At 65.3% G+C, this 14,626-nt stretch carries 9 protein-coding genes and 1 riboswitch; of the genes, 3 read left to right on the forward strand and 6 right to left on the reverse strand.

Annotated elements, in window-relative coordinates; all coding sequences use genetic code 11:
* The 5 genes from BST40_RS10675 to BST40_RS10695 all read right to left on the reverse strand — a co-directional run.
* A partial coding sequence (locus BST40_RS10675) for a glycosyltransferase family 2 protein (RefSeq protein WP_244174340.1) occupies positions 1-637 on the reverse strand: 637 nt, incomplete at its 3' end.
* Positions 638-860: 223 nt separating this feature from the next.
* Positions 861-1,625 carry a glycosyltransferase family protein gene (locus BST40_RS10680; protein WP_075546132.1) on the reverse strand — a complete coding sequence of 255 codons (765 nt, stop codon included), beginning with the start codon at positions 1,623-1,625 and terminating at the stop codon, positions 861-863.
* Positions 1,626-2,154: 529 nt separating this feature from the next.
* On the reverse strand, positions 2,155-2,409 hold the full coding sequence (locus BST40_RS10685; protein WP_075546131.1) for an Rv1535 family protein: 255 nt from the start codon (positions 2,407-2,409) through the stop codon (positions 2,155-2,157).
* A gap of 285 nt (positions 2,410-2,694) precedes the next feature.
* Positions 2,695-2,864, reverse strand: a riboswitch (M-box (ykoK) riboswitch).
* Positions 2,865-2,968: 104 nt separating this feature from the next.
* Positions 2,969-3,667, reverse strand: coding sequence for a TetR/AcrR family transcriptional regulator (locus tag BST40_RS10690; protein WP_083154221.1), 699 nt, complete (start codon positions 3,665-3,667; stop codon positions 2,969-2,971).
* On the reverse strand, positions 3,664-4,791 hold the full coding sequence (locus BST40_RS10695) for an NAD(P)H-dependent flavin oxidoreductase (RefSeq protein ID WP_075546130.1): 1,128 nt from the start codon (positions 4,789-4,791) through the stop codon (positions 3,664-3,666). The genes BST40_RS10690 and BST40_RS10695 overlap by 4 nt, the downstream gene beginning before the upstream one ends.
* Positions 4,792-4,850: 59 nt before the next feature.
* On the opposite strand from BST40_RS10695, the gene BST40_RS10700 reads away from it, so the two are divergent.
* On the forward strand, positions 4,851-5,285 hold the full coding sequence (locus BST40_RS10700) for a PaaI family thioesterase (protein WP_075546129.1): 435 nt from the start codon (positions 4,851-4,853) through the stop codon (positions 5,283-5,285).
* A gap of 27 nt (positions 5,286-5,312) precedes the next feature.
* Here the strand turns inward: BST40_RS10700 and BST40_RS10705 are convergent, their stop codons facing one another.
* A complete protein-coding gene (locus tag BST40_RS10705; protein ID WP_089025092.1) occupies positions 5,313-5,876 on the reverse strand; it encodes a carboxymuconolactone decarboxylase family protein in 564 nt (187 codons plus the stop codon).
* Between the two features lie 668 nt (positions 5,877-6,544).
* Between BST40_RS10705 and pks2 the strand changes: the two genes are divergently transcribed.
* Positions 6,545-12,832: a sulfolipid-1 biosynthesis phthioceranic/hydroxyphthioceranic acid synthase gene (gene pks2, locus BST40_RS10710; protein ID WP_279629016.1), complete on the forward strand. Its 6,288-nt coding sequence runs from the start codon at positions 6,545-6,547 to the stop codon at positions 12,830-12,832.
* A gap of 74 nt (positions 12,833-12,906) precedes the next feature.
* Complete coding sequence (locus BST40_RS10715; protein ID WP_341865516.1) at positions 12,907-14,373, forward strand: condensation domain-containing protein; 1,467 nt, start codon at positions 12,907-12,909, stop codon at positions 14,371-14,373.
* Positions 14,374-14,626: the final 253 nt, after the last annotated feature.

The following is a 14,626-nucleotide window of genomic DNA, read 5'->3' on the forward strand; positions in this document are numbered from 1 at the left end:
AAGTGTAGTCCGTAGGTGTCGGTACGTAGAAAAACTTTCCTAGTTTGCGCGCCTCCTTGATAAGCCGGACATCTTCTCCCATGATGAGATGCTCGTCGAATCGGAGTGCGGGAAAGAGTGATCGCTTCGCTATCTGGATGGCGTACGATCCACCCAACCGGTGCAATTGGTCGTAAATCGCGAACCAAATACGTGCGTCACGGCCGCCGCCGAGAGGCAAGACCTTGGTGGTGCCCACGGAGAGCGGCTTGCGCGATGCTCGCAGCCGAGCGTCCAGATCGAGAAGGAAATTGGGTTTCAGAATCGTATCCGCGTCCAAGAATACTACCCAGTCGCTACGAGGTGAAAGCCGGTCAATGCCGAGGTTCTTGGCGGCGGATACTCCCGCCTTATCATTCTCGAAGACGCGAACATTGCCGCCCTCGAATTGCTTTGCGATGTCAAGGGTGCGGTCCGAGGAGCCGTTCTCGACCACGATGACCTCAAACGATTCCTCAGGATAGGAAAGGCCTGTGGCGTGTTCGAGTGTGGCTCCGATATATTCCTCTTCATTGTGCGCAGGAATAATGATAGAAAAATACAGCTTCTGACCGCTGGCCATATCGGTATTACCCCCGGTTGAGACGTCACCCAACACGACACGATCGTAGCAGGGTTCGCATGGCGAAACGTGGATAACGGGCGCCCAGACCGCTCGGCGGTCCATTCTCGGGAGCAGTTCGCGTGACAGGACGGCCAGGCATGCGCATCACAAGACAATCGCAAAATTGGACCTCGGATTACCATCCACACCGCCAGAGATGTTGCGGTCCGACGGCTGGGCAACGCGTACTTGACCTCGGCTAAAGGGTAAGGTGATATCACTCTAGCTGGTAAGTCGTATACGCGATCGAGTGTCGCGGTACCGCTTGCGGCAAGGTCCCCGGTGGAAATTGCTTGCGCCAATTACGACCATGCAATCGCCGCATTGCCCGCTCCATTGTCGAGTTTGCACCCAACAAATATCGAAATCTGCCAAAATGTGTATTGGCGGTCCTGCGGCCGAAGTGGTTGATATAACTCATCTCTGTTGTGTATAGCCCGAAATTAGCGGCTCGAGCCCGCAATGCCAGATCGAGGTCTACCCCCCACCCGTAGCGGCCGAACGTTCGCAGGTCCATTCCGCTCACGATCTGCCAGCATTCGCGAGATATCATGAGCGCCGTCCCCTCGACAGCACTTACCGCCCGATATTGCGATCGGGGAATGTAGTTAGCGGCGTCCGGCTTCTCGTCATCCTCCGCGCAGGGGAACCCATGATCGAACATCGGCCCAACAATTCCAGCATCAGCGGGCAGGCGTGGATCGAGCAGGCCGGCGATAAAACCCTTCGAGATGCGGGTGTCGTTGTTGAGTGTCATCGCGTGGGAGTAACCTTCGGAGAACGCAATTCGGAATCCAAAGTCGCTCCCCCCAGCCCAGCCGAGGTTTTCGCCGAAGGTCATGACACGTTCATTGCTGATCTTGGGATAATCGCCCCGGTTATCAACGATTAGATATTCAGCGCCTTCGCGCTCTAGGTCGTCGACGAGGGCATGGGTATACTCATGCTGCCCAAACACCGGGACAACAATCAGTACGGACATGAGGTTGACCGTACACCGGCGGGGGCCACCTCCGGAGCCATTCCGGACAAGAGCGATGACGTAAAGCCGTTTCCGGCATGCTTGAACGTCGACGCCTCGGTGGAGGCCGTATACCGCAACGGGGCAACGGTGCAGCCAGGTTCCGGGGGGCTCAGTTGCTGATTCACGCAAGAATCGAAAAGATTAGTCGCCGTACAAGTTTGGGCTCCCAGCAGTAAACACACGCTGCTGGCCACCGGAGGGGCACTGGGGCGGTCACGTCAACGAAGCGATACGGCGGCTGGTCGGCCAGCCCGAGAGAAGCGCTCGCATCGGAGGCGCCGGCCAACACACCTGGCCGGCTTGCTGCGACGAGGCAGGCATTGGCCTCACTTCAGCCGGTGAGCCGACATTTCGTAACCGCCAGGGGCTCCAAGGTTTTGCCCAGCCGCGGAACACAGATAACTACGTCTGTTGCCGGCCAGCCCCTTGGAGCCAAGCGTCAGCCACGCCCGCTCCTGTGCAGGTCGAATACTTGCTATCCACCGGACTAGGCCCGGACTTCGAGCACACCGATCCGCCACAGCGCGGCGTAGACGTGCCGAATCGGAATGGTCAGCATGCGTGCCGCCCCGTCGACGAGGGGGTCTCCACCGGCGCCGAACGGCGGGTTGGCGACCCGACGCGCCACCTTCGCCTTCGCGGGCGCGGGCGTGGGCGTCTCAATCGGGGCACCCTCGCGCACCACCCGCAGCCGGGGAGCGGGGGTTGTGGTTACTACTTCGTCGTACAGAACAGCGGTCATGATCGGCTCCTAGAGGGGAAATCAAAGCTATGGACTGTTGGACAGACTTCGACAGGGGTAGTCCCGTCCCGTAGCGGTTCCGATCCAGCGGGGCTGATCTAGGTTTGACGACTCAGCACAGTACGTCGCGCCGGCGATCGGATCGGGACGAAACAGAGCCCGGATATCGGTCCGGACTGTCACCGGAACTCATGGGTCCCTCACCTCCTCGCGGTCGCGGCACGCGCGGCTAACCGCACGTTCTACGTGCACAACGGAGTATCGGAACGCCGACGATCGTCGGAACCCGCACCCCTCTCGTCAGAGCTTTGGCACCACACGACGTGTCCGGTATTCCGGAAGCCACCTGGGCTCAACCCTTAAGCCGGGAGGAGCTGTCCTGACCCGGGGCGTCTTTCGACGTTCGGGGTCAGTGGCCTGTGTTCGTGTAGCCGCCTCACCTAACGAGGTGCTTACCCGACAGATGATGCACCACCGATGCGAGTCGGTCAAACGAACCTGGCGCCCGTGTCCGAATCTTTACGCATTCACCATGGGCGTTGACAGGAATTCAGCAGGTTTACCTACTCTGAACTGGGCTTATACGCTCCAAGCCGGCGTCTGTGGCGATGCGTCCGTCCGGCACCCGGCGCGGCCGCAGCCCGTCGAGCACCAGGGAAACGACGAAGTCCGCCACTTGCGCCGCGCTGACCCCGTCGTCGGTGCTCAGGCGCCGGTGCGCCAATTGGCCCACCAGCGCGGCCAGTGTGTAGGCAACCATCCGGGGCGGGGCCGCCACCACTTCGCCGCGCTCTTGAGCGGCGACGATGACGGTTTCGATGTCGTCGATGAACCGTTCGTAGATCCCGCCGAGGTGCTTTTCGAACCGGTCGCCGAGCGCATGGGCGTCGCGGAACAACAGTTTGACGGTGGCCTTGTCCGCTTCGAAGAACTCGAAGGTGGCCTGCACGCCGGCCCGGAACAACCTCTCTCCCCCGGCGCTGTCGGCGGACCCGCCGGCCGCGACCATTGCTTCGGCGAGATGCGTGCGCAGCGCATCCTCTTCGGCAGCCATCAGCGAGTGGAACAGGTCATCCTTGGACTCGAAATACCAGTAGATCAAGCCATACGCCAGGCCGGCCTGTTTGGCGATGTCCGCGATCGTGGTGGCGTGAAAACCGTTACGGGCGAATACTTCTTTGGCCGCGGCCATGATCTGGTCACGCCGTTGCGACTTGTCCTCGTCGCTGACCGCCCGGCGCCGCCGGGTGGTGCTCACTTGTCGACCAGCCCCTCGAGCCGAGCGATGGTGTCGATGAATTCCTCGACCATCTCGAGCACCACCGCGCGGGTCGGCCGCACCCGGTTGAGCGAGCCGACGACCTGACCGACGAAGTAGGTTGCCAACTCCCCGGCCCGGTTGCCGGGCTGCCCGGCCGCTTGGTTGATGCGCAGCTGCGCCTCACCGATCAGGGCGGTCTGCAGCGGCATTCCGAGCGGATCGGGATTTTCCGGGCGCGCCCACTCGTCGGTCCAGGCGGTGCGCAACATCCGCGCCGGTTTGCCGGTCATCGACCTGGACCGCACGGTATCCGTGGAGCCGGCGGCCAGGAACTTCTCCTTGACCACCGGTGGCGTCTCGGCTTCCTCGGTGGTCAACCAGACCGATCCGCACCACACGCCCTCGGCGCCCAGGGCCAGGGCCGCAGCGATCTGGCGACCACGGGCGATCCCGCCGGCGGCCAATACCGGAAGCGGATCGACGGCATCGACGATCTCGGGGACCAGCACCATGGTCGCTACCTCGCCGGTGTGACCGCCGGCCTCGGTGCCCTGAGCGACGATCAGGTCGACACCCGCCGTGGCGTGCCGGCGCGCGTGTTGAGTGGTGCCGGCCAGCGCCGCCACCACGACGTCATGACCGTGAGCCCGCTCGACGAGGTCTGCGGGCGGCGGTCCCAGCGCGCTGGCGATCAGCCGGATGTCGTGGGCGAAAGCAACCTCGAGCAGCGGTTCATAACCCTTGGGTGAGATGTTGAGCCCTCCCCCGGGCGTCCGGGTTTGCTGCCCGGCGGGCTGGGTGATGCCGTAGCGGACCAGCAAGTCGTCGACGAATGCGCGATGCTCGGCCGGCAGCAGCTCGGCGACCTGCTGCCGGTCGATCCCGCCCTGCTCGGCGCCGACATACTTCGGCGGTAGCAGCAAGTCGACTCCATACGGTTTGCCGCCGGTCTGCTCCTCGATCCAGGTCAGCTCGCTGTGCAGCCGCTTGGGACTGTGCGCCACGGCTCCGAGGACCCCGAACCCGCCGGCGTTGGTCACCGCGGCAACGACATCGCGGCAATGGCTGAAGGCACAGATTGGAAACTCGACACCGAGCATTTCGGCGACTCTGGTCCGCACTTTTGTGACGCTAGGAGCTATTGATTGATATGTCAATCTAATGCGGTAGCCTAGCCGCCATGGCCGAGCCGTTGACCGCTGAACAGCAACACCAGCGCCGCCAGGCGGTGCGTGACCTGATGACCAGCACCCCGTTCATGGGCGGGCTGGGCATTGTGTTCGAACGGTATGAACCCGACGACGTCACGATCCGGCTGCCGTTCCGCGACGACCTCACCAACGACGGCACCTACTTTCACGGCGGGGTGATCGCGTCGGTGATCGATACCGCCGGCGCGGCGGCAGCCTGGTCCAACCACGACTTCGACAGGGGCATGCGGGCGGCGACCGTCGCGTTGAGCATCCAGTACACCGGCGCCGCCAAGCGCAGCGACCTGCTGTGCCATGCCCGCACCACCCGGCGCCGCAAGGAACTCACCTTCACCGAGATCACCGCCACCGATGCCGACGGCAGCGTTGTCGCCCACGCAATACAGACCTATCGGATCGTCTGATTCCCGACTATCTCGAATATGGCGCGCCTACGGCGAGACGCCGTCGGGCGGCCAGCTCGACACGCCGTCCTCCAGCGGGACTTCGAGGCTGTGCAGGATCGAAGCGACCATCCGCCACGCCCCGATGGCCGTCACGAGTTCAATGAGAACCGTTGTGTCGCCGTGTAATTCGCGTTCACAGGCGGCCCAGCTGTCGGCACTTACCGCGCCGTCGCGCACCACGTCGTCGGTGGCCGCCAGCACGGCCCGCTCGGCCGGCCCGAACCCGTCGTGGCGCTGCCAATCCCGTACCCCAATCAGATCCTCGGCGGACACGCCCAATCCCGAGGCGACGCGCCAATGCTGGGTCCACTCGTAGTCGCACCCGGTCAGCCAGCCGATCCGCATGATCGCCAACTCACGCAGCCGCGGGTCCAGAGCGCCATGCCAGAGCATGGTGGCGAGCAGGTCGTTGAAGGTGCGCGCCAGTCGCGGATGGTTCAGCAACACCTGAAAGATACTGAGCTCGGCCATGTAGTCGGGCACGCCGGCTTCATCGGCGGCCGCCTTGGCCTCGTCGACCGGCAACTGGGGTACCCGGGCTGGCTTCAAGGGTGGGGTCATGGTGTGAGCACTCCGTGTCGTTCAGAGGGATGCCATCGCGTTCGCCGGCCATGGTAGCCAGCAGTTCCGCAACATTGCCGCGGCGCGCGCAACGGCGTGGCGGCCACTGGTGCCGGCAACGACCGCGACGGGCCATGACCGGCGCGTCGAGCCGCGCCCGGGCCCCACACCACGTCGACATCTGCCGACGTGGCACTGAACCTGTTATTCCCCAAGGTATTTCGGCGCTGCAGGGGCTAATCGGGAGAGCCACTTGCGGACCGGCGTGACCAGGCACCTGCGGCACGGTCGCGCCCGGTGCCGGGAGGGGGCGTTCGGCGTTGTCCGACATACCAGCACACTATGGACGGCTGACAGGTCGGTCAATAGCGAGCAGTCATGTGCCCCCAGCAGGCCGGGATCGGTTGAACTCGTTGTGGCACAACGCTGAACTTCGCGGCCAGCCACCGGGGAGTCAACAGTACGACCGCCGGCGAAATCGGGACGCCCCGAAAAGCCAGCGGGGCTGCGGCGTTCGCCGTCGATGGACCCCGGCGAATTCGCAAAAACGTTAATGCGGACGCGGTGTGGCAGGTCTTCGAAGCCCCGGCAACCGGATACGCTGCGGTCACCTGAAGAGATGGCGATCGGGGGTCTCGCTGGGGAGGTGGCTGACCGTGGACGACACGTGTGCGGACCCGGTTGCGGTGATTGGCATGGCGTGCCGGCTACCGAAGGGCGTCGATTCGCCCGAAGCGTTATGGACGGCGCTGCTGCGCGGCGACGACTTGATTTCCGAAGTTCCCGCTGACCGTTGGGACGCCGACGAATACTACGACCCGGAACCGGGGGTACCCGGCCGGTCGGTGTCGCGCTGGGGCGGCTTCCTCGACGACGTCGCCGGCTTCGATTCCGAGTTCTTCGGAATCGGCGAGCGCGAAGCGACCGCGATGGATCCCCAGCAACGCCTGCTGCTGGAGACCTCGTGGGAGGCGGTGGAACACGCCGGTTTGCCGCCCAAATCGCTGGCCGGCACGCTGACCGGGGTGTTCATCGGCATCGCCCACAGCGATTACGCACACGTCACCGCCGAAGCGGGTGCCCTGGAAGACGCGTACGGGTTCACCGGAATTCCGTTCAGCATGGCCTCCGGACGAGTTGCATACGCCCTGGGGCTGCGCGGGCCCGCGGTCAGCGTCGACACCGCCTGTTCGTCGAGTTTGTTTGCGGTGCATATGGCTTGCCGCAGTCTCAACGACGGCGAGAGCGACCTGGCCCTGGCGGGTGGCTGCATGGTGATGTTGGAGCCGAGAATCGGCGCCTCCGCGTCGGCGCTGGGCATGCTGTCGCCGACCGGCCGCTGCCGCGCATTCGACGTGTCGGCAGACGGCTTCGTCCGTTCCGAGGGCTGCGCCGTAGTGCTGCTCAAGCGGCTTCGCGACGCGCTGCGCGACGGCGACCGGATCCTTGCGGTGCTGCGCGGCACCGCGACCAACCAGGACGGCCGCACCGAAAACATTTCGATTCCTTCGGCTCGGGCGCAGGCGCAGGTATATCGAGCGGCTTTGCGCGCGGCCGGTGTGGACCCCGCCACCGTCGGGATGGTGGAGGCGCACGGCACCGGCACCCCCGTCGGCGACCCGGTCGAATTCACAAGCTTGGCAAAGGTTTACGGGGTCGAGCGCTGCTGTGCGGTCGGCTCGGCCAAGAGCAATCTGGGCCACACCGAGGCCGCCTCCGGCGCGGTGGGGCTCGTCAAAGCGATCTTGTCGCTGCAGCATGGGGCGGTGCCGCCGATGCTGCACTTCACCCGGTTGCCCGACGAGGCGGCCGGCTTGAACACCAAATTGTTTGTGCCACAAGAAATTACATCCTGGCCCGAACAGGATGGCGCGCTGCCGAGACGGGCAGCGGTGTCGTCGTATGGGATGTCGGGCACCAACGTGCACGCCGTTGTGGAACAGGCTCCGGCCATCGCGACATGCCACCACCCGGCGGACTCGGCGGCGCCGTTGATGTTTGCGCTGTCGGCCACGTCGGCCGAGGCGTTGCGCGGCAGTTCGCGCCGGCTGGCCGAATGGCTGGCCGGACGCCAGGACCAGGACCCGGCGGCGTTGTCGAATCTGGCCTACACGTTGGCCCGCCGGCGCGGCCACCGGCCGGTCCGTACCGGAGTGCTCGCCCATAGCCGGTCCGAGCTGATCGAGCGCCTGCACCAGGTGGCCGCGGACGAACGCCCCTGTCCTGCCGCAGTCGGCCACGACGACCGCGGCCCGGTGTGGGTGTTCTCGGGCCAGGGTTCGCAATGGACGGCGATGGGCGCCGAGCTGTTGACCAGCGAACCGGTGTTCGCCTCGACCGTCGCCGCGCTTGAGGCGGTGATCGCCGCGGAATCCGGCTTTTCGGTCAGCGACGCGATGTCCGCCCCGCACACCGTCACTGGCATCGACCGGGTCCAACCGACGCTGTTCGCCGTTCAGGTCGCTCTTGCGGCCACGATGTCGTCGTACGGAGTCCTTCCGGGCGCGGTGATCGGCCATTCGCTCGGCGAGGTGGCGGCCGCCGTGGTCGCCGGGGCGCTGTCGCTGCACGACGGGGCGCGGGTGATCTGCCGCCGGTCGCGGCTGTGTCTGCGCGTCGCCGGTACCGGCGCGATGGCCGCGGTGGAATTGCCTGTCCAACGGGTACGCGAAGAACTCACCCGCCGCGGCGCCGCGGCCCGTGACGTCGTCGTCGCCGTGGTGGCCTCACCACAGTCCACCGTGATCGGCGGGGCGGCCCAGACGGTTCGCGACCTCGTCGCGCAGTGGCAGGAGCGCGAGGTGCTGGCCCGCGAGGTAGCCGTTGACGTGGCATCACACACCCCGCAAGTCGACCCGATCCTGCACCAGCTGGGTATGGATCTGGGCGACCTCACCCCGAGGAAACCGACCATTCCTTACTACTCGGCAACGTCATTCGATCCGCGCGAACAACCGTTTTGCGATGCGCGTTATTGGGTCGACAACCTGCGTCATATGGTGCGTTTCGCCGCAGCGGTGCGAGCGGCACTGGAGGACGGACACCGGGTGTTCGCGGAGCTGTCACCGCACCCACTGCTGACGCGGGCCGTCGAGCAGACCGCTTGCGGCCTCGACATTCCGGTCGCCGCGGTGGCCGCCATGCGACGTGAGCAACCGATGCCATGGGGACTGCGTCCGGTGGTGATCGATCTGTACAGTGCCGGCGCCGCCGTGGACTTCGCGGTGCTTCATCCCCGCGGGCAGTTGGTCGACGCGCCGCTTCCGGTGTGGACACACCGTCGGATGCTGCTGAGCCCCGACCGGGTGGGCGGCTCTTCGCGCGTCAATACCGTTGCGGTGCACCCATTGTTGGGCGCACACGTGCGGTTGATGGAGGAGCCGCCGCGTCATGTGTGGCACGGCGAGGTCGGCACGGCGGCGCTGCCGTGGCTGCGCGACCACCAAATCCACGATGTGGCCGCGCTTCCGGGCGCGGCCTATTGCGAGATGGCATTGGCAGCGGCCCACACCCTCTTCGGCGAACAGTCGCAAGTGTGCGATATCCGCTTCGAGGAGATGCTGCTGCTGGACGAGCGGACCCCGATCGGCGCCGTCGCGTCGGTGCGGGAACCCGGTGTCGCCGGCTTCGTCGTCCAGACCGAGCAGCAGAACCATAAGGTGCGACGAGCCAGCGCAGTACTGCGGGCGGCATCCGCGCAAGACCGGCCGCCCGCCCATGACGTGGCCGAGATACTGCGGGCTTATCGGTGCCGCCACGACGGTGAGGAGGTGCGAAAGCGGTTCGAGGAGCGCGGTATTCGGTTGAGTTCGGCTTTCGCGGGCCTGGCCGCCGCCCACGTCGCACCGCAGGCGGTCAGTGCCGTGCTCGCCGAGGTCGGCTTACCGAGTGTGATCCGCAGGCAGCAGGCCGACTACGGGGTTCATCCCGCGTTGCTGGATGCGTGTTTCCAGTCGGTTGCGGCCCACCCAGCAGTCCGGCAGGTGGGCAATGGCGGCTTGCTGTTGCCGCTCGGTATGCACCGGCTGCGGGTCTACGCGTCCACCCGCAACGCCCGCTACTGCCACACGACAGTCACCGCCTACGGCACCAATGTCGAGGCCGACATCGACGTCATGGACGAAGACGGGAGCGTGCTGCTGGTGGTGCGCGGCCTGCAGATGGGCACCGGGCTCTCGGAGAGCGCCGATCGCGATCGGCTGCTGGCCGAGCGATTGCTGACCATCGAATGGCGCGAGCGCGAACCGGCCGGCTGCGATGGTGTGAGTGCTGTCGACACCGGAAAGTGGCTGCTGGTCAGCATTTCCGATACCGCCGATATGTTGGCGACCGAACTCACCGATGCGTTGAAGCGCTACGGTGCCGAATGCGCGACACTGTGCTGGCCCCGACAGGCAGAACCCGCTACCAACCTCGAACGGTTGAGCAAGCAGCTCGACTGCGGCGGAGTCACCGGCGTGGTCGTGCTGGCGCCCGAACCTATGGGCGGTGACGATGCGCGAAGTCCGCGCCGCGGCAGCGAAAACGTCAAGCAGCTGGTACGCATCGCGCGCCGGCTACCCGAAGTCTCCGGTTCCGTCCCCCGGCTGTATGTGGTGACCCGCAACGCGCAGCGGGTCCGATCCGATGACTGCCCCAATCTGGAACAGGCCGGGTTACGTGGTCTGCTACGGGTGGTCGGCGCCGAACACCCGTACCTGCGCACCACGCATATCGATGTCGACGACCACACCGACGCCGAGCAGGTGGCGCGCCAACTGCTGGCGGGCTCCGACGAAGACGAGACCGCCTGGCGACAGGGACAATGGCTAACCGCCCGATTGTGCCCGGCGCCGCTGCGGCCCGACGAGCGGGAAACCACCGTCGCCGACCACGACCGCCACGGGGTGCGCCTGCAGATCCGGACGCCCGGAGACCTGCGGACGATGGAAGTCGTGGCGACCGAGCGGATACCGCCCGGTCCGGGGGAGATCGAGGTCGCCGTGACCGCGTCCAGCGTCAACTTCGCCGATGTCTTGATCGCCTTCGGCAGATACCCCGCCTTCGACGACCAGTCGCCGCAGTTCGGCGCGGATTTCGCCGGCGTGGTGACCGCCGTGGGTTCCGATGTCACTGATCACCAGATCGGCGACCGCGTGGCCGGCATGTCATCGGCAGGGTGCTGGGGCTCGTTCATCACCTGCGATGCCCGACTGGCCACCACGCTGCCGCCTGGGCTCACCGACGGGCAGGCCGCCGCGGCGACCACCGCCCACGCCACCGCCTGGTACAGCCTGGTCGACCTGGCCCGCATCGAAGCCGGCGACAAGGTGCTGATCCACTCGGCCACCGGTGGAGTGGGACAGGCCGCGATTGCGATCGCGCGCTCCGCCGGTGCCGAGATCTTCGCCACCGCCGGCAGCCCCGAGCGTCGAGAGCTATTGCGCGACATGGGGATCGAGCATGTCTACGACTCGCGCGGCAGCGAGTTCGCCGACCAGATTCGCCGGGACACCGACGGCTACGGCGTCGACGTCGTGCTCAACTCACTGACCGGCACCGCCCAGCGTGCCGGCCTTGCGCTGTTGTCTTTCGGCGGGCGATTCGTCGAGATCGGCAAGCGCGACATCTACGACGACACCCGGCTCGCGCTGTTCACCCTGCGGCGCAACCTCACCTTCCACGCCGTCGACCTGGCACTGATGACGATCACCCACCCAGCCCGGATCCGGGATCTGCTGACCACGGTCTACCGGCTGGTCGCCGACGGCGCGTTGCCGATGCCGAAGCGCACACATTATCCGGTTACCCAGGCCGCCAACGCGATCCGGATAATGAGCGCCGCCGGGCATACCGGCAAACTTGTCCTCGACATCCCGCACACCGGGCGCAGCACCGTTGTGCTCCCGCCCGAACAGATCCCGGTCTTCCGGCCCGACGGCTCCTACATCATCACCGGGGGCCTCGGTGGCCTCGGGTTGTTCCTGGCGGAGCAGATGGCCGCCGCCGGCGCCGGCCGCATCGTGCTCAACTCGCGTGCCCAGCCGAATCAAAAGGCCCGGGAGACAATCGATCTGGTCAAGGCCACCGGGTCGGACGTGGTGGTCGAGTGCGGCGATATCGCCCAGCCCGCAACCGCGGGCCGGTTGGTGGCAACCGCAACAGCGACCGGGCTGCCGGTGCGCGGGGTGCTGCACGCAGCCGCAGTCGTCGAAGATGCCACCCTGGCCAACGTCACCGATGAGCTGATCGAGCGGGATTGGCGGCCGAAGGTCCACGGTGCCTGGCACCTGCACCAGGCGACCGCCACCCAACCACTGGATTGGTTCGCCGTGTTCTCGTCGGCAGCTGCCCTACTGGGCTCACCCGGTCAGGGCGCCTATGCGGCGGCCAACAGCTGGCTTGACGCCTTCGTCCAGTGGCGGCGAGCTCGTGGCCTGCCGGCGACCGCGATCGCCTGGGGCCCGTGGGCCGAGGTCGGCCGGGGTGCACACCTCGCCGAGAACGGCGAGACCACGATGATCGCTCCCGACGAGGGCGCTTACGCGTTCGAGGCGTTGCTTCGACACACCCGCGCCTACAGCGGTTATGTCCCGGTCGTCGGATCACCCTGGCTGACGGCCCTGGCCGCACGCAGCAGGTTTGCCGAGGGTTTCCACTCCGCTATCCGGAATCGGCCTGGTGAAAGCACATTCCGTGCGGAGCTGCTGGAACTGGCGCACGAAGAGTGGCCGGGACGGCTTCGAAGACTGATATCCGAACAAATCGCTGCGATTTTGCGTCGCAGTGTCGATCCGGATCGCCCGCTTTCCGAATACGGGCTGGATTCGCTGGGCAATCTGGAGCTGCGGACCCGTATAGAAACCGAGGTCGGGATACGCTGCAGCCCCACCGATGTCACCACGGTTCGCGATTTCGCGGATTACCTGTGTGAAAAGCTGGCCGTCAAAGAAACGATCCGGTGACGATGTGCGGCATATTCGATGACATGAAATATCCTGGGACCGGGCGTTGAGCCAAAGGAGTTCAATTGGTTGTCGTGGGCAATCTCGGTCTGGATAACGTCAGGAATTGGCTGCCCGAGCCGGGTGTTGTCTGGCTGTGGCAGCCGTCGCCGGCGACTGTGGCGAACGCCCGGGACGCACCGATCAGCGCCGTGCCGCCGAGCTACATACAGGCCCGGCATCTGCGCAGGTTTGCTGAGCAAACGGCCAAGGGCCTCGACATGTCACGGCTTTTGGTCATTGCCTTCGATATGCTCGGTCACTGCGATATCCGCACGATGACCTACGTCATCAACGCCCACCTTCGTCGCCATGACACCTATCGCAGCAGGTTTGCGATCAGCGGCGCGCGTCAGATAGTCCGCCACACCATGACCGATCCCGGTGCTATCGAAATGCAACCGGTTGAGCGCGGTGTGATGACGCCGAACCAATGGCAGGAATACATCTTGAGCACCCCGAGTCCCCTGGATTGGGATTGCTTCAGATTCGGCGTGATCCAGCATGACGACCACTTCACCGTCTGCATCAGCATTGACCACATACATTTCGATGCGACATTTCTCGGCACCATCTTCTTGGAGATCCGCGAGATGTACAACACTCTCATGGACGGCGGTGAGCCTATTCCGTTGTCGAAGGCCGGCAGCTACGCCGAATACTGCCTGCGCGAGCACGCATACACCTCCGCGTTGACATTAGATTCGCCGGAGGTACGTCAATGGATCGAATTCCTGGAAAACAACGACGGATCCTTCCCCGCCTTCCCACTGCCGCTGGGCGACACGTCGCGGCTCACGGCGGGCGAGGTGCTTTCCCTGCAGCTGCTGGATGCCCACCAGACCGCCGATTTCGAGGCCGCGTGCACCCGGGCCGGCGTCAGGTTCAGCGGCGGAGTCTTCGCGTGCGCCGCCCTCACCGAATACGAACTCGCCGGTGCGGAGACCTATTACGCGGTCACGCCCACCGGCACCCGAAGCACGCCGGCGGAGTTTGTCACCAGCGGATGGTTCATCGGCCACCTTCCGCTTGCCGTGCCGGTCGGGGACTCGTTCGGTGAGACCGCGCGCGGCGCACAAGCCGCTTTCGACTCGCGCGCCCACCTGGCCAGAGTGCCGTTCGAACGCGTGCTGGAGCTGGCGCCCCGGCTCGCGGCGCCGCTGTCGCGAGGATGCTTTCCCATGCTGTCGTTCCTCGACGCCGGGGTACCGCCGCTTTCCGCGGTGTTCGCGCCACATATCCGAACAGCGAATACCAGGGTCTTCAGTGACGGTCGCATCGCGGCCCGGGTGTGCATGTGGGTCAATCGATTCCACGAAGAGACCACGGTAACGGCATCCTTCCCGGATAGTCCGATCGCCCACGAGTCGGTGCGGCGCTACCTGGAGGCCATGAAATCGGTGTATGTGCGCGTTGCCGAGGGCCGCGGCGATGTCCGGCAACGTCGTGCCACCGCGCTCAGCTTCAGTGGCAACGGAAATGACGGCCTGTTCCCCGGTTGATGGGCGTCGGAGTGAGCGGTGCCCGGACCGCGGCCTCGCCGAGTGGCCCAGACGCCGGGGCAATGCGCTGTTTACTGTCAAGTCAATAGCCGGGGTGTGCTGCCGGATTACCCGAGAACAGCCGACTTTCTGCACTTCGGACAAAAAACTTTTGTACGTTGGCACGATTTTTCCACGGGCCGAAGATCAACGGGCTACCCTGTGGTGCACTAGCAGAATTGAGGATGCCCGGCCGTTGCGGACCGAGATGTTG

The sequence above is a fragment of the Mycobacterium persicum genome (assembly GCF_002086675.1).
Classification (GTDB): Bacteria; Actinomycetota; Actinomycetes; order Mycobacteriales; family Mycobacteriaceae; genus Mycobacterium; species Mycobacterium persicum.

Bases quoted from the DNA above. Each gene is read 5' to 3' on its own strand.
- BST40_RS10680 (WP_075546132.1), bottom strand. From the start codon at position 1,625: ATGTCCGTACTGATTGTTGTCCCGGTGTTTGGGCAGCATGAGTATACC.
- BST40_RS10685 (WP_075546131.1), bottom strand. From the start codon at position 2,409: ATGACCGCTGTTCTGTACGACGAAGTAGTAACCACAACCCCCGCTCCC.
- BST40_RS10700 (WP_075546129.1), top strand. From the start codon at position 4,851: ATGGCCGAGCCGTTGACCGCTGAACAGCAACACCAGCGCCGCCAGGCG.